Origin of the sequence: Slackia heliotrinireducens DSM 20476 (genome assembly GCF_000023885.1) — a bacterium.
GTDB classification, from domain to species: domain Bacteria; phylum Actinomycetota; class Coriobacteriia; order Coriobacteriales; family Eggerthellaceae; genus Slackia; species Slackia heliotrinireducens.
In genome coordinates, this window is the sequence record NC_013165.1 from 2,023,431 (window position 1) to 2,039,623 (window position 16,193).

General features: G+C 59.9%; 14 protein-coding genes and 1 pseudogene. 8 read left to right on the top strand and 7 right to left on the bottom strand.

Annotation, left to right across the window (positions count from 1 at the left end):
- Positions 1-2: 2 nt before the first annotated feature.
- Positions 3-2,483: a molybdopterin-containing oxidoreductase family protein gene (locus SHEL_RS08775; RefSeq protein ID WP_012798913.1), complete on the bottom strand. Its 2,481-nt coding sequence runs from the start codon at positions 2,481-2,483 to the stop codon at positions 3-5.
- A 199-nt stretch (positions 2,484-2,682) separates the two neighbouring features.
- On the opposite strand from SHEL_RS08775, the gene SHEL_RS15745 reads away from it, so the two are divergent.
- A complete protein-coding gene (locus SHEL_RS15745; RefSeq protein WP_012798914.1) occupies positions 2,683-3,459 on the top strand; it encodes a response regulator transcription factor in 777 nt (258 codons plus the stop codon).
- A gap of 79 nt (positions 3,460-3,538) precedes the next feature.
- Here SHEL_RS15745 and SHEL_RS14455 read toward each other — a convergent pair whose 3' ends face one another.
- Complete coding sequence (locus tag SHEL_RS14455) at positions 3,539-5,077, bottom strand: DMT family transporter (protein ID WP_012798915.1); 1,539 nt, start codon at positions 5,075-5,077, stop codon at positions 3,539-3,541.
- A 268-nt stretch (positions 5,078-5,345) separates the two neighbouring features.
- Here SHEL_RS14455 and SHEL_RS08795 point away from each other — a divergent pair, with 268 nt between their 5' ends.
- The 3 genes from SHEL_RS08795 (at position 5,346) to SHEL_RS08805 (ending at position 8,137) form a co-directional block, all read left to right on the top strand.
- Positions 5,346-6,128, top strand: a complete 783-nt coding sequence (locus SHEL_RS08795) for a class I SAM-dependent methyltransferase (RefSeq protein ID WP_012798916.1) — start codon at positions 5,346-5,348, stop codon at positions 6,126-6,128.
- A 151-nt stretch (positions 6,129-6,279) separates the two neighbouring features.
- On the top strand, positions 6,280-7,038 hold the full coding sequence (locus SHEL_RS08800) for a hypothetical protein (protein ID WP_012798917.1): 759 nt from the start codon (positions 6,280-6,282) through the stop codon (positions 7,036-7,038).
- A gap of 28 nt (positions 7,039-7,066) precedes the next feature.
- Positions 7,067-8,137 (top strand): radical SAM/SPASM domain-containing protein, encoded by a 1,071-nt coding sequence (locus SHEL_RS08805; RefSeq protein WP_012798918.1) that lies wholly within the window; start codon positions 7,067-7,069, stop codon positions 8,135-8,137.
- 18 nt (positions 8,138-8,155) lie between these two features.
- Here the strand turns inward: SHEL_RS08805 and SHEL_RS08810 are convergent, their stop codons facing one another.
- From SHEL_RS08810 to SHEL_RS14895, 3 genes and pseudogenes are all read right to left on the bottom strand, one after another.
- Positions 8,156-8,593: a MarR family winged helix-turn-helix transcriptional regulator gene (locus tag SHEL_RS08810; protein WP_012798919.1), complete on the bottom strand. Its 438-nt coding sequence runs from the start codon at positions 8,591-8,593 to the stop codon at positions 8,156-8,158.
- A 48-nt stretch (positions 8,594-8,641) separates the two neighbouring features.
- A complete protein-coding gene (locus SHEL_RS08815; RefSeq protein WP_012798920.1) occupies positions 8,642-9,499 on the bottom strand; it encodes a DegV family protein in 858 nt (285 codons plus the stop codon).
- Positions 9,472-10,737: pseudogene (locus SHEL_RS14895) on the bottom strand (AarF/ABC1/UbiB kinase family protein); the annotation flags it as partial. The pseudogene SHEL_RS14895 and the gene SHEL_RS08815, both read right to left, overlap by 28 nt.
- A gap of 337 nt (positions 10,738-11,074) precedes the next feature.
- Between SHEL_RS14895 and SHEL_RS08830 the strand changes: the two are divergent.
- From SHEL_RS08830 to SHEL_RS15890, 4 genes are all read left to right on the top strand, one after another.
- The gene (locus SHEL_RS08830; protein WP_012798922.1) at positions 11,075-12,124 is read left to right on the top strand and encodes an inorganic phosphate transporter; all 1,050 of its coding nucleotides are present in this window, start codon (positions 11,075-11,077) and stop codon (positions 12,122-12,124) included.
- Between the two features lie 28 nt (positions 12,125-12,152).
- The gene (locus SHEL_RS08835; protein ID WP_012798923.1) at positions 12,153-12,383 is read left to right on the top strand and encodes a hypothetical protein; all 231 of its coding nucleotides are present in this window, start codon (positions 12,153-12,155) and stop codon (positions 12,381-12,383) included.
- Between the two features lie 183 nt (positions 12,384-12,566).
- Positions 12,567-13,265: a winged helix-turn-helix domain-containing protein gene (locus SHEL_RS08840; protein WP_012798924.1), complete on the top strand. Its 699-nt coding sequence runs from the start codon at positions 12,567-12,569 to the stop codon at positions 13,263-13,265.
- Between the two features lie 710 nt (positions 13,266-13,975).
- Entirely contained in the window at positions 13,976-14,644 is a 669-nt protein-coding gene (locus SHEL_RS15890) for an ATP-binding protein (protein WP_475908228.1), read from the top strand.
- 106 nt (positions 14,645-14,750) lie between these two features.
- Here SHEL_RS15890 and SHEL_RS08850 read toward each other — a convergent pair whose 3' ends face one another.
- A complete protein-coding gene (locus tag SHEL_RS08850; protein ID WP_012798926.1) occupies positions 14,751-15,068 on the bottom strand; it encodes a hypothetical protein in 318 nt (105 codons plus the stop codon).
- 254 nt (positions 15,069-15,322) lie between these two features.
- Positions 15,323-15,979: a trimeric intracellular cation channel family protein gene (locus tag SHEL_RS08855; RefSeq protein ID WP_169304515.1), complete on the bottom strand. Its 657-nt coding sequence runs from the start codon at positions 15,977-15,979 to the stop codon at positions 15,323-15,325.
- Positions 15,980-16,193 lie beyond the last annotated feature (214 nt).

A 16,193-nucleotide genomic window follows, 5' to 3' on the forward strand; every position in this document is an offset into this window, starting at 1 on the left:
GTTTACGCCTCCACTTTCTCGAAGTCGCCGGCGGCGTCGAAGAACGCCTGGGTAACGCAGATTTCGCTTACCTTATGGTTGAGCAGGCTCTGGAAGCTGCCTTCCTTGAACGAGCGGGAGTCCCAGCCGCGCGAGCACAGCAGGATGCCGGGACGCACGCCCTCGCTGATGTGGGCCAGAACCGTCATGGAGCCGCGGTCGTTGAACACGCGGATGTAGTCGCCCTCGGCCACGCCGCGCTCGGCCGCCGTGTCGGGATGCATCTTCGCCGTGGGCTCGGGGTCGATCTCCTTGGAGGCGGCGACGTTCGCCCACTGGGTGTGCGTGCGCAGCTTCTGGTGGTCGGACAGGATCTGGAACGGGAACTTGCCCGCGTTCTCGTTGTCGTCGAAGCCGGGCAGCTCGTTGGGCGACTCCCAGTACGGCAAGGTTTCATTGGACAGGTCGGGGGTCTGGCCGAAGTTCATGTTGGGAGCGGGGTTCTCCTCATAGAACTGGATGCGGCCGGTTGCCGTCGGGAACGCGAAGCCCGCGCCATGCACGAAGGGCTCCTCGGCGCTGCCCGGAAGGCCGCGCACCGCACCCGTTTCCTGCAGGGCGGCGGCGCTGATGCCCATCGAAGCCGCGAGGTCGTTCACCACGTGGTCGTCGAAGAACTCGGCGGGCGTGAAGTCGAAGTACTCGCCCAGGCCCATGCGGTCCGCGATGCCCTTGATGCAGTCGAAGTCCGACTTGCTCTCGTACAGCGGGTCGATGGCTTTCGCCTGGTACTCGATGTAGACGTTCTGCGGGTACGTTGCGCCGAAGTCCTCCTGCTCGAACCAGTGGGCCACGGGAAGCACCAGGTCGGCGTTGCGGGCGGTGTCGTTCATGATGGTCTCGGAGGCCACCAGGAACTCCACCTTGTCAAGCCAGCTCTTGGTGTAGCTGGCCTCGGTCATGTTGCCGATGATGTTCGCGCGGAACGACCACAGGGCCTTCAGCGTGAAGGGGTTGCCCAGGAACTCGCCGGCCTCGAAAATCTCGTTCATGCGCGGCGCGGGCAGAACGTACTTGGTGCCGATGGCGTCGGGCGACACGGCCAGCTGGGCGTTGGGGTTCGCGTAGAACATGTGCAGGCACTCGCTGGAGCCGTAGTAGGAACCCGGGGTGCCGGCGCAGCCGGTCAGCGCTGCGATGCACAGGATGTCGTACATGTTGTAGAAGCCGTTCACGTAGTGGTCCAGGCCCAGAATCATGTAGATGGTGGACGGCGTGTTCACGGCCAGGTCCTCGGCCAGCTGCTCGATGGTCTCCAGCGGCACTTCGCACATCTGGACGGCCTGGTCGACCGGGTACTGGGCCAAGCGCTCAAGCAGCAGCATGTAGGCGCAGGTCACAGCGATGCCGTTGGCGTCGAAGGTGCCCTCGATGGCGGGGTCGGCGATGTTCTCGGGAACGTCGAAGGTGCCGTTTCCGTCGGTGACCACGATGGCGTCGGTCTCGCTGCCGGCCTCGGCCTGGCCAAGGTCGCTCAGGCGCAGGTACTTGCCGTCTTCCTTCACCAGGAAGGGGGCCACGGTGTGGGCCTTCAGGAAGTCGATGTCGTGCCAGCCCTTTTCGATGATGGTATTCATGATGGCGATGGCCAAAAGACCGTCGGTGCCGGGCTTGATGGGCACCCACTGATCGCACTTGGCGGCCGACGCAGAATACACGGGGTCGATGCAGATGAGCTTGGCGCCAGCCTCTTTGGCGTCCATGAAGAAGTGCATGCCCTGCATCTGCGACACGGCGGGGTTAGAGCCCCAGATGACGATGGTCTTGGCGTTCACCAGATCGGTCATCTCGTTGCCGTTGAAGTTCATGCCCACGCCCACGGTTTTCTGGCTGGCGTAGAAGATGGCGTTGTCCAGCGTCTGGTTCACCTGCGACGCACCGATCATGTTCATGAACGGCTGGATGGTGTTCACGAAGCTGTCGTTGCCAGAGCCGTACCAGTAGGCCACCGACTCGGGGCCGAACTCATCGGCGTAGCCCGTGAACTTCTCGGCAATCAGGTCGAACGCCTCGTCCCAGGTGATCTGCTCCCACTCGCCGGCGCCGCGCTCGGTGCCCTCGACGCGCTTCATGGGGTACTTCACACGCTCGGGGTCGTACACGCGGTACACGTGCGAAAGGCCCTTCGAGCAGATGCGGTTCCACTGGGTGTCCGGCAGGTCGCGCGCGGAAGTCTTGACCACCTTGCCATCGCGCACGTGCACGTTCAGGAAGCATCCGCCGTAGCAGTTGCCGCGGCACACGCCCGGGAACAGCTGCTCTCCGGCCTCTTCCGGCGTCATGACGTGCTCCTGCTCCGATGCGGCGGTCTCTTCGGCGGTTTCGCCCTGAGATTGAGGCGCGCATGCCGTTAGGTACGTTGCACCCGCAGCCGCACCTGCGGCCAGCGAGCCCTTCAGAAAGGTGCGGCGGCTCAGACCGTCGCGCTTGAGCAGTTCGCTCATATATCCCCCTTCGAATCGCGAGCGCCGGGCCCTTCTGCCCCGCGCTTCCTTCTGCTGCGTATTCTGCCTGGTCAGAAGCTTTTTCAACATCATCGAAGGTAGTATCTGGTGTTCTCTTTTGTCGTACTACTCAGGTAGTATGTTGTTCCCCTTTAGGTATATACTTATACGAAAGTAGCATTACTACCAAGGAGCATGCATGGAACAGACTGCCGCATGGAAGGAAATAGCGCAGTTCCTTCTGGACAACGTCGACGACATCGGAGAAGAGCTTGAGGCGTCGTTCGTGCAGGAGTACCCCCGAGCCCGTGCGAACGTGCTGGACTACGAGGCCATTCACGGGTGGACTGTCGATGCGATCCACGAGATCGCCGATTGCCTGGATTCGGGCGACTATTCTGCATACACGTACCTGAACCACACGGGCGATGTGCTCGACGACCCCTACGAGACCGAACTCACGCTGTTCGCCTCGTTCCTCTCTAGCACCCTGTCCATCACCCGGCACATTGCCCCGATGCTGATGCGGTCGACATATACAAAGCCAGCGCATGGCCGCGAGCTCATCAACGCGCTCGAGAGCTTCACACAGCAGGTTATTGCCCTGAACTGCGATTTGTTCAAACAGGAAACGGGGGCTCCGCGCGCGCTTTCCCGCGGTTGGCGGCTTCTGGACGGGCAGCGCGATCGCCGCATAGCCAGCGACTCCCCCGCCAAGCGCCGCATGACGCAGGAACGCTACAGCCGCATTGTGAAAAGCACCATCGAACCCGCCAAGCCCAAGGGAGATGCGCTGACCCCGCGCGAGCAAGAAGTGCTGGTGCACATTACAGACGGACGCTCGAATGCCGAGATCGCCCGCATCATGGGAATCAGCGAGGCCACCGTGAAGAAGCACGTGTCGCACATCTTCGACAAGTACAACGTGTTCAGCCGCACCGAACTGATTGCCCGCGTGCGCGAGCGTCGGCAATGAATCAGGGGGATCGAAGAGGGTTTGAAGAGGCGGACAGCCGAATTTTGCGCCATTCCCCTGTTCAGTCAAATGCCACAGGCTAGGCTTCTTGCGCCTTGGCCATGCGGGGGCCGGTGAGAGGCTTGTAGCCCAATTCCTCCTGCATCAGCATGATGAACGGAACCGCGAAGAAAAACGGGAACAGCGTTCCATTCCCTATGACCGAAAGGGCGAACAGGCCGGCGTCCACATCCGGATAGAAATGTGCGACAGCGGGCGTGATGATCAGCGCCTGCAAGACCGAGCAGATAGCGAAGCTTGCGACGAACGCCGTCAACATGCGCCGTCTGCGCAGACAGAACCGTGTCTTCGGCACCTTCGTCCACAGGATATAGAGGATGTACGGGTACAGGAAGTTCGCTATGAAACCCGATATGGATGACAACCGCAGGCCGTCGGATACGACGTCGCAAATGAGGTTCCCGAAGGCGGTGGCCAAACATCCCGGCACACCGAAGAAGATGCCGTACACGGGATAGAGCATGTACACGGGCCGAATGTCTGAGAACCCCGGTATGACCAGCAATACCTTGAACGGCAGCGCAATGACCAAGTAGACCACGAGCAACGCGGCGAACAGCAAGACGCTTCTGCCGAACGGGGTCTTCGTGCTGTCCAGCAGACGTGCATACGGGTGCGAAACTCTGATCATGACGTCGTCTTCAGCATCCTTCTTCCAGTGGCCTTTCTCGTCGTCTTTGCTGGGCGAGATTTCGATCAGGTTGCCCGCCACGACGAACAGGCAGCCGATGACGACCGGCAGCGTGATCTCGACATGGTGCACGATGACAGAGGGAAGGAACATCGCCCACACGGTGGTGAAGACGATCTCGGTAGAGTAGATGATGGTCGCATGCGTCGCAGACGTACGCTTCTGGGCGTAGATGTTCAGCACGGTCGCGAACGCCACGATGAAGTATCCGTAGATGAAATACGTGGCGATGAGCCTGCCGCTCCACGGCAGCGCCAGGAAGGTCGCAGGCTGCACGATTGCCCAGGGGATGAACGAAAGGACGGCGCTTACGCCCGTCAGGCCGGCGGCCAGCGTCACGGGATCGTACACCTGGGCGTACTCGTTCAACTTGACGATGAACAGGGCTCGGAACATGGCGCCCAACGCCATGAGCGCCAGGCCCGGAATCTCGTTTTGACCGACGTTCGGCGAAACCGCGACCAAGATGCCGAAAAGGATCATTCCCGCCGAAATCCAGCTGCGCGCGCTGATGGAGTGCTTCATCACCAGGACCATGACCGGCAGGATGACCGCGGTCATCGAGGCCGTGAAGGCGCCGACGGAAACGTTGAAATACTCAAGGCCGATGAGGTAGAGCACGTTGTAAATCGCGTTCAAAACGCCGAGCAGAAGCAGCCGGCGCGCATACACATCGCGATGCCATTTGAGGACCAGGATGATGCGCCTGAAGAAGTACCCCCACAGAAGCACTGCACCGATGAGCGACGTGACGCAGGATGTGGCGAAGGGGCTGATGCCGTGCGGGATGGCGGCATGGACGATCACCTCGAACGACCAGACGAACGTGACGGCGAGAAGGCAGATGTTTCCCTGCAGTGGGCTCATGGAGGATAGACCGTCTTTCGCTTCGGGGATACCGTTTCTGTACCGCAGCGACCGCAGGCGCCACGTGTGACGCGATGGATTCTAACGTATCCATTGGCATTTCATAACTAACGTATAACCAATTCTTTCAATCTGCCAGAAATTCCGACATCGGACATCACCCCTGCGATGGTTCCGACACCAAGCGCCATTGGCCCAACCCAATGTTAGCGTTTTCTAACTTCTACCTATATAATAGGGTCGTCACACGTCAATCGATAGGAGGCCTATGGACATCACATTCGGCGACATCCAAGAGACAGCGCTGGTCACACTGGCCATACGCGCAAGCGAAACCGCGCGCCCCAACCCGCGCATCCGAGACGAGAAGGCGGCCGAGATCATCCGCACCCTGGGCGTGGACGTGAGCAAATACGACCCCTTCCTCTCCCATGAAGGCGTGGTGGCGCGCACCATCATGTTCGCAGATGCGCTGCGCGCGCTTATCGAGAAGTTTCCCGACGCGGTCTGCATAAACCTGGGGTGCGGCTTCGACGACAAGTTCAGCCAGGTGGACAACGGGCGCATCGAGTGGTTCGACGTGGACTTGCCCGACCAGATCGCCGTGCGACGCAAGGTGTATGAAGACCGTCCGCGTTGCACCATGATGGACGGCGACGCGCTTGACGGCGGCTGGACCGCACAGCTTCCCAAGGGCCGGGACTACATAATCGTGCTAGAAGGCGTTGTCGAATATTTCACGAAGGAGCAGACGGCCACATGCCTGCACATGCTGTGCGACAGCTTCGAGCACGGCTGGCTTGTGTGCGAGATGAATTCGCCGGTTATGGCCAAGCATTCCGACAAGCACGACGCCATCAAGAACACGAACGCCACGTTCAAATGGGGCACGAAGTCTGGTGCGGAATTCGTCGAGCTGGAGCCGAGGATGCAGCTTGTGTCCGAACGCAGCTACAACGAGGAGATGCGCAAGCACACGCTGCGCGGCAAGCTGTTCGCCGCCACCGTCGGCAAGAACCTGAACAACCGAATTGCCGTGTTCGCCTGGTAGCGACGCTTCGCATTTCCGAAAACATCCTTTCGTATAACCACGAATGCCCAACGTCAGCGAGCTTGCCTGCTGACGCAAATTTGCGGCGTCTATGGCTCGACGGTATAATGAGGTCGGTGCAATCGGTGCACAAAGGGAGGCAAGCAGCGTCATGAAGAAGCGCACAATCGGACTCGTCACGGCATCTTCCCTGGTGGCAGGGGCGGCTGTGGCAGGCGCGCTCTTCATTCCCAGCTGCAACCAGCCTGTAGCCGTATACGGCCCTCCCGACCCCGAACCCGTCTACGATCCGGCGAACAACGAGAACGAGGATGTTTACGGCCCGCCCGAATACTTCGACGACAACGACTCCGCAGACATTGTGGACGAAGCCGAACACGAATCCCCCGACGCATCCGAGGACGAAGCCGAAACCGCCGATAAGGCGAACGCCGACCAGGCCAGCGCCTCTTCCGGGGTCGTAACCACCGGCCAGACGTCGTATACGTCATCTTCCGCCCAATCCGCGTACGCTGACGAAGCCGACATCCAGTCCGTCGATTACGAACCCGCGAAAGACCCCGAGCAGACGATTCCCTCCTCGGCAGAAGCCGCAAATGCAGCCGGCCCCGGCTTCTTCGTAGTCGACGAAAACGAGAACGTGTGCGTGTACGGGCCTCCGGAATGGTTCGAGCCCGGATACGACCCGACCAACAACCAGAACGTCGACGTGTACGGTCCGCCCGAATATTACGATGATTCCGACAAGCCGGAATTCATCGCCAGCAGCAACGAGAACGTGTGCGTGTACGGGCCGCCGGAGTGGTTCGAACAGCACGGCGGCAACCCCGATAAGCCCGATCAGGGCGGCACGTCGGAAAACGAGTCTGAAACCAGCGAACCCTCCGAGGGCGCGGACGAGCAACGATAACGAACCGATACGGATCGGCCGAAACCACATGCATGCCTTGAAAGAACAGCACCTCAACCAGCTGGCCGATTACACCCGGCAGCTTTACCGCGCTCCCGAGCTGCGCAAGCTGTTTCTGGAACTCACACTGCAATGCAACGAGCATTGCTGGCACTGCGGCAGCAGCTGCACCGCTGCCCGCGGCGACGAGCTGTCGACCCAGGAATTCTGCAGCGTCATAGACCAGGTGAAGATAGACTTCGCCGACAAGCTCCCCTACCTGTGCATCACGGGCGGCGAGCCTTTGCTGCGCCACGATTTCTTCGACATCATGGGGCATGCGCACAGGCTGGGATTCGACTGGGGCATGACCAGCAACGGCACGCTCATCACGCCCGAAGTGGCCCACAAACTGGCGGCATGCGGCATGCGCACCGTTTCGATATCGATAGACGGAACGCCTGAAAGCCACGACCGGTTCCGCGCGAGCTCCAGCGGGTTCGACCGCGCGATGGCAGGCGTGCAGAGCCTCATCGACGAAGGCGCCTTTTCCAGCGTACAGGTGACCACTGTGGTGAACCACGTGACCGTGAACGAGCTGGACGCGATGTTCGACATGCTTGGCGACGTGGACATCGATTCGTGGCGCGTCATCAACGTGGAACCCATCGGTCGCGCGCTGCAACGCCCCGACCTGATGTGCACGCCTGACGACTTGCGCCGCATGTTCGGGTTCATCCGCGAGAAGCGCGCCCAGGGCTGGCCCGTGGAGTACGGCTGCAGCCACTATCTGGGACTGGACTTCGAGGTGGAGGTGCGCCCCTGGTACTGGCTGTGCAACGCGGGCGTGTACACGGCGAGCGTCACGTCCAACGGCGACATCGCCGCATGCCTGGACATCCCCCGCCGACCCGACACCGTGCAGGGCAACATTCGCAAGCGTCGGCTACGCGATGTGTGGGAAAACGAGTTCACCTTGTTCAGGCGCGATATCGGCGACTCCTGCGAGGAGTGTTGCTCCTGCGAGCACATGCGCTTCTGCCGCGGCGGCGCCTGCCATAGCTGGGATTTTGACGCCAACCGCCAGCAAATCTGTCTGAAAGGCGTGCTCTTCGACTGACGCAGGTTCGGGTGGTTGTCACTCGTTTCGTTCGGCGAATTCCCTCATGTTCTTGGCGATGACCGCCAGGCCTTGGTACACGTTTTCACGCACCTCTTCGGAAAGACCCTGGCCGGCGGCCTCGAGGGTTGCAGCGGCTTTGCGCTGGACCTGCTCGGCCACGGCCCGGCCTTCGTCCGTCAGGATGATCGGGGCGCGGTAGCGTTTCTCACCATAAGGTTCCACCAGGCCTTTTTCCTGAAACACGGCGACGGCCCGCGAGATGTCGGCCTTGTCGCGCTGGGTTATCTCGGCTAGGCGGGCGGCCGTAAGCTCCTTGCCGGCAGCCGCCAGAACCTCCAGGTACAGCGCATAGGTGCCCTTCATGCCGTATTGCTGCATCTCCTCGGCGGCAATCCTGTTCCAATACCGGTTGATGGTGAAAAGCGACAAGGTATATTGTTCGAATCGTTCCATTCAAGCACCTAGTTCCCTCGGACCGGTAATACCCAGTCGCCGACAACCCTAGACAGTCTGCACCATGAAGAACGCGGCCACAACGCCGCCCGGGCCCACATGGGTTCCCACAACGCTGCAGATCTGCGCGCAGTCCAGCTCATCCCGGTAATCTTCCCATAGAGCACGGCTGTCCTCTATGTAGTTCTGCAATTGCTCGTCTGACGTCCCAGTATAGCCGAGTAGAATCGGCAAGGCATAGTCGATTCCGCTTTCTTCCGTCTGTTTGATGAGAAAGTTGTTGGCCTTCTTGGAACCGCGGGCCTTGCCCAGAAACAGGATCTCACCTTCCTTCACCCTGACCACCGGCTTAACGTTCAGGACGCCGTCCGCGAACGCCGTGGTTTTGGAGATGCGACCGCCGCGCTTCAGGTACTCCAGCGTGTCAAGCACCGCCATCAGACAGATGCGCTCGCGCTTCTCCTCGATTTCGGCCGCGAGCTCATCGAGCCCCATGCCTGCTTCGGCGCACGCAAGGGCGTGCTCGACCAGAATGCCGGCCCCGATGGATACGCTGCCGCTGTCGATTACACGAATTTCCGGGTAGGCATCCGCCGCGATGCAGGCGCTTTGGTAGGTACCGGAAAACTGCGACGCCACAGTGATGACGATGCCTTGCTGGCCCCTTTTTCGGATTTCGGAATAGACCTGCTCGAAAGCCATCGGGGTCGCCTGGCTGGTCTTCGGCATGATGACTCCCGATTCCAGCTTCTCGTAAAACTCGTCGCGGCTCAAGTTGATGCCGTCTAGGTACTCCTGGTCGCCGAAGGACACGGTCAGAGGCACCGTTTCCAACCGATCCTGGAAACGGGCGGGCATATCGGTGGTCGAATCGATGATCACCTGTATGTTCGAAGAGCTTGCCATGCAAGCCCCCTTTCAAGTCTGCAAAACCGAATGTTCACGCATAGATGTTGATGCATCAACGTCGGGATTGTAGAGACCATTTGTTGATGCGTCAACATTTGTGGAGAAACGAACGTGCGAATCCACAGACGTACAAGCTCCGGCACGAAGCCGCCCCCATACACGAAGGGAGGGCGCCCTGCACCCTCCCTTGGAATCAACCGTATCGCCTTGCGCCATCGGCCTTTGACCAGACAGTCTATTTCAAATACGGCCGCCCCTTTATGAAGATGTAGACCACCGAAACCAGGCTGAAACCGAGCCCTATGATGCCGATGATCGGCACGCCGCCAAAGCCGGGCGAGACCTCCGACGCCCCCAGGATGCAGCACCCCAGGATGAAGGCCGAACTCACCAACGCCAGCGATACGATCGAGGCAACGGCACGCAGGTCCTTGGCGAAACGCTCGTTGCTGGAAAGCTCCATGTTCAAGCGCACCTGTGTCGAAGCTTTCCAAATCCACCCCGATGAACTGGTCCGACATGGTTTCGCACAGTTCGAGCAAAGCCGCATGGTCAACCGCCCCGCGGGGCTTGGCGATTTTGAGGACCTGGCGCTTCAACCCGTAAGCATCACCTTTCACCAGGGCCAAAATAAGCTGTTCAAGCGTATCGCGTTGCCCCGAGGTCATCGTGCCCATCATGCCGAAATCGATCCATTCGATACCGCCGTCATCGGGCAGGACGAGGACGTTGCCCGCATGCGGGTCGGCATGATAGAAACCATCCTCCATGAACTGCTCCATATAGTTATGGGCCACCAGATAGGCCAAGTCGTCGCGCTGATTGTCGGACAGCCCGAGGCCGTCGATTTTCTCCACGCAAGGGCTGCCCGCGAAATCCTCGGTCAGCACCGCCGAGGTGGAGTAGTCGCGGTAGCAACGAGGCGATGTCACGCGCTCGCGAGACTCGTTGTTGGTAAAGAACCTCTCCAGATTGTTTGCCTCGTTTTCGAAATCCAGCTCTTCGGTGGAGGTGCGCACCATCTCGTCAACCAACTCCTTGACGGACAGGCCCTCCCCTTCGGGCACCACGCAATCGTAGACGTCGACGATTCGCTCCATGATGGCCAAGTCGTTCGTCACCGTATCGACGATACCGGGACGCTGAACCTTCACGGCAACGACGGTGCCGTCGGGAAGCGTCGCCTTGTGCACCTGCGCGATGGAAGCAGACCCGACCGGATTCTCGTCGAAATCCGCGAACGTTTGCGGGCCCTCTTCATCATCTCAGGAAACGTCGCCACGAGAACTCCCCTCGTCTCTGTCGGCTTGCAGCTGCAGTGCCGATTGTTAAATCATGCACGACCATAATGACAGACCTACGGCAGAATGAAAATTCAGTATTCAAGTCTTCTAATGTATAGTTCTAGAAGCGCCGCCCGACCGCTCCCCCAAAAGGCCGCGGCTGCCGGCAGATCGCCCCTTTTTTGTGCGAACGGGCTTTGCACAAAGTTGACATTCGCCTAACAGCCGCCGAACCGTCGGTTCGTATCATCGTCTCCGTTAATGAACCATATGACGAAAGGTACGCATCATGACGGTATCTTTAGCGACGGTGGCAGCAGCGTTTGCAGCGAATCCCATTCTGCTGCTCATCATTGTGCTCTGTCTGGGAGCGACAATGGTCAACGGAGCCACCGACGCACCCAACGCCATCGCCACCGTGGTCGGCACGAAGGCCATGGCACCGACACCCGCCATCATCATGGCTGCCATCTGCAATTTCATCGGCATGGTGGGCATTACCGCCGTCAGCACCGCCGTTGCCAGCACCATCTTCGGCATGGTGGACTTCGGCGGCGACACCCATGCGGCGCTTGTGGCCCTTGCGGCCGCCATGGTCGCCATCATCGTCTGGGGCGTTGCGGCATGGGCGTTCGGCATTCCCACCAGCCAGAGCCATTCGCTCATCGCCGGCATCACCGGCGCTGCCATCGCCTTGCAGGGCGGTTTGGGCGGCGTGAATCCCGACCAATGGATCAAGGTCGTATACGGCCTGGTCGTGAGCACCGGTCTGGGATTCGGCACAGGTTGGCTCTTCACGAGACTCATTAAAATGACTTGCTCGCAGATGCACCGCAGGCGTGCGACCAAAGCCTTCGACTGGATGCAGATCGCAGCTGGAGCAGGCGTGGCCATCCTCCACGGCGCCCAAGACGGCCAGAAGTTCCTGTCGCTGTGCATGCTCGCCGTCATGCTGGGCATATACGGCACCACCGAGATGAGCGCATTCCCCCTGTGGATGGTCGTGCTCGTCAGCCTCACCATGAGTTTGGGCACCGCCGTCGGTGGACGCAAGATCATCAAATCCGTCGGCATGAACATGGTGAGGATGGAAACCTACCAGGGATTCGCCGCCTGCCTGGCCGCCTGCTTCTGCATCGCCTTGGCCACGTTCACGGGCATCCCCGTGTCCACAACCCACACCAAGACCACGGCGATCATGGGCGTCGGTGCCGAGAAGAGCATGCGCAACGTCAAATGGGACCTGGCCGGAACCATGGTGCTCACCTGGGTGCTGACCTTCCCCGGATGCGGCCTTATCGCCTACGTGTTCACCTACATCTTCCTGCTCGTCCTGTAAAACAGCCCCCCTTCGAACGGACGCCTTCATGCATTACGATCCGGACAACCACTACGACCCCTATGCGCCGCAGACGTCGATCGCACAAAAGGTGATCAGGTATATCGTCCGCCTTATCAAGCAACACAGGCATACGGGCCCGAACGATTCTTCGACAACGCCTAAGAACGAGCGGCCTGACCACGACGAACGCCACAGCGAACAGCCACCACGCACCGCAGATGCGAACGACGGCACCCCGCCGTATGGGCCGGCTTAAGACCATTGCAGCCGACGACTGCCGCGCTGCGGACTACATGGAAGCCGCAAAACAAGCGTAACAGGAACAACTCAACGACAAAGGAGCGCCATCGTGGGACGAGCCGACGCCGCTGAATCGACTTTTCAAGAATTTGACAATGGCATAGGACGGGAATCGGAACCGCTAGCCTATAATGAACGTATGATTTACTACGTCGAAGATGACCAGAACATACGTGAGCTGGCATTGTACGCCCTGTCTTCCCAGGGTTTAGAAGCCTGTGGCTTCGCTGCTGCCGGCGATTTCAAGAAAGCATGTTCAAAATTACGTCCTGACCTGGTGTTGCTTGACATCATGCTGCCTGGTGAAGACGGCCTTTCCATTCTCTCCTGGATTCGCAACAACGCGGATATGGCAGAAGTGCCGGTCATGATGCTCACCGCGAAGGGAACCGAATTCGACAAGGTTTTGGGGCTTGATTCCGGGGCCGACGACTACCTTGCCAAGCCCTTCGGCATGATGGAGCTGGTCAGCAGATGCAAGGCGCTGCTCAGGCGCCCTGCCATGGCCCATCCTGCAGACGGCCGGGATGGAGCCGTGACCATCGGTCCGATCTCCCTGTCCGTCAGGGACCACGAGGCCTTCGCCGGCACCGCCGAACTCGACCTGACGCTCAAGGAGTTCGACCTGCTCCGCAAACTCATGGAAAACCCTGGCCGGGCATTCACCCGCTCGCAACTGCTCAAAGACGTATGGGACGTGTCGTTTGTGGGAGAAACCCGAACCGTGGACACGCACATCCAGACGCTGCGTCGCAAACTCAACGACGCCTACCCAGGCGCGGGCAACGCCATAGAAACGATCCGCGGGGTTGGATACAGGTTCTCGAAAGAAGGATAGCCATGGCGCAGACCAAGAACAGGAAGAAGCTCTCAAGCCGCTTGTTCGCTGCGTTCTTCCTGCTGTCCTTGGTCGTATTCCTGGCCGCCACAACGACCGTCGTGGCCATGAGCTGGATGGTGTACGAAGGCAACGCCGAAGAGCGGTTGGTGCACCAGACGGAAACGACGGCAGCTGATTTGCGCGGCATGGATACCGAGGAGATGAAGGCGGAGCTGGCCCGCACGGCCCTTGCTGACACCCGCATAACGCTAGTCGCCCCTGACGGGACCATCCTGTACGACACCGACGCCGACCCGTCGACCATGGCCAACCACGCCGACCGAGAAGAAATCTTTTCGGCCCGGCACGGCGACGAGATCGTAGTGCACCGCAGGTCGGCAACAACGGGTACAGACACCGTCTACGCGGCTGTCGCCGTCAATGACGAAGACGTGGTTCTAAGGCTCGCGGAGACCCGAACATCCCTCCCCTATTACTTGAGAAGCCTGTTCGTCCCACTCGCGTTGGCGGCGCTTCTAGCTGCGGCCCTGTCCGCAGCGCTGGCCCGGACCATCACCCGCATGGTTGTCACGCCTCTTCTGTCCGTCGATCTGGATGAGCCTCTAGAAAGCGAAGCTTACGAGGAGGTGGAGCCGCTCCTGTCCCGCATTGCGACGCAACGTAGCGAGCTTATCGGCCAAAATGAGCAGCTTGAAAAGTCCATGAACATGCGCAAGGAATTCACCGGGAACGTCAGCCACGAGATGAAATCGCCGCTGCAGGTTATCGGCGGCTATGCGGAGCTCATCGAAAGCGGCGTGGCCGGTCCCGAGGACACGAAGCGGTTCGCCAGCCTAATCAGGTCAGAATCCCATGCGATGCGCGAGCTCATCGATGACGTGCTTCTGCTGTCCAAATTGGACGAGAACGCCTTCGGCGAACCACTTCCCATCGACCTTTCGGAAGTGTGCCTGCGCGCCGTAGCCCGACTGGAGAACACCACACAGGCCCACGGCACCGAAATCCGCACCGACTGCCCTTCGGGGATGTTGATCTTCGGGTCGCAGGCCCTGGCCGACCAGGTGGTGTGCAACCTGCTGGAAAACGCCATCCGATACGGCGGAGGCTTGGTTGAGGTGAAGGTGGCCAGGTGCGGCGAAAACATCGAGCTGTCGGTGGCGGACAACGGCCCGGGCATCCCCGACGACCAGAAGGAGCGAGTGTTCGAACGGTTCTACCGCATGGACCCGTCGCGCTCCAGGGAGACCGGCGGCACGGGACTCGGCCTTGCCATTGTAAAACACGCCACCCAGACCATGGGAGGAACCTCTTACACAGAGGATTCGGAGCTCGGCGGCGCCCGACTGTGCGTCAGGGTGCCGGCGGCTTCGGCATAAGGCCGGCACACCCGCGGCAAACGGATTCAGACCCGAATGAAGAAGGGCCGCCCCCGAACGTGCGTCGGGGGCGGCCCTTCTCTGAGCCGACATATGACGTGTGCGGTTACGCCTGATTACGGTGCTCCGCCGTCCTAAGGACCACGGCTTCACCGACAACGCATGCCAGCGCGAAACCCCAAGAGGCCAAAGAGCTTGCCAAGGTGATTTCAGCTTTCTCCGTCGGAGCATCGCTGGAAGCGCTCTGGGCAGCGTTCGCGTCCGCTTCGGTTTCAACAGCGGTCTCGGCTGCAGTCTGGGTTGCGTTGTCTGCAGCAAATGCATGTGCTGACGGCATCATCAGCGAGAACATGACGATGGCTGCAATCACGGCCATCACAACGCGGCCGAACACTTCGGCCGCACGCACAGAATTCGAATTCATACGAACCTCCTGTTGCCTGGATATGTTTCCCGTAGCGGATCGGGCGAATACCAGGCTCGGTCCGTTGCGCATGCTGCATATTTTAATCCTAAATATACTGAACGCGATTGTAAAATTGCTACAATTATTAAGTTTTTTAATATAACGGTGCCATTTCTGGCAAATTCGCGCCGCCGGCATCCACGAAATGCCGTTCCGCCGTGCCGCAAAGCCCCGCAGACGCAAGAAAGCCGCCCGGACGGACGGCTTGAGGATTACAGTAGCTCCGTTTTGGCAGATTCGCCATGGGACTGCCAGTTGAAATGCTCGCTGAGCACTGTCAGCAGGAAACCCGAGCCTACGCAGAGCACCGAGGATACGTTGTTCGGAACGCCGAGAGACATGGGGACCACATAGAAGACGGCGCCAACCAAGCTCGAAATGCCGTAGAACTTGCCCGGCAGGAAGATGCGAGGGATCTCGCCCGTGCAGATGTCGCGGCAGGCACCGCCGCCCACCGCCGTCACGCTGCCCAGGATGATGGATATGACGGCACCCGAGCCCGCGTACCAGCATTTGCTGGCGCCGGCCAGAACGTACCAGGCCATGCAGAACGCATCAAGGTAGAACAGCTTGTCGTAGAAATAGGACAGGTGTTTGCGCCCTTTTGAAAGCGCCATGCTGATGATGATGCCCATAAGCACCACCATGGGATGCTGGGTGAAGAACATGCCCTGGTCCTGCAGCAGCACGTCGCGAACCACGCCGCCGCCGAAGCCGGTGACCATGCCCAGCGACGCCGCTCCGAACGTGTCCATCTTGCGGTCGATGGCATAGATCGTTCCCGCCACCACACCAATGAACACACCCAGATAGTCGATGATGGTCGTTACCGGAACTTCGCTCAGGAGTTCCAAAATCGTTGCAAACATCAGGTCCCTGCCCTTAATCGTATCGCGATTCACATACATTTCGCCGTTGGCGAGTTCCACAGGATAGGTTTCGACGCCCCGTTGGAAAAGGTGCGTCACCGAAAGGCACGAGGTCAACACAATGCGGTCCGATTAAGGGACGGAATTGTCGCTCCTCGTCCCATTTCACCTGGTCTTCCATCTCATTTTCATCACATTTCGATGGCGGACGGAC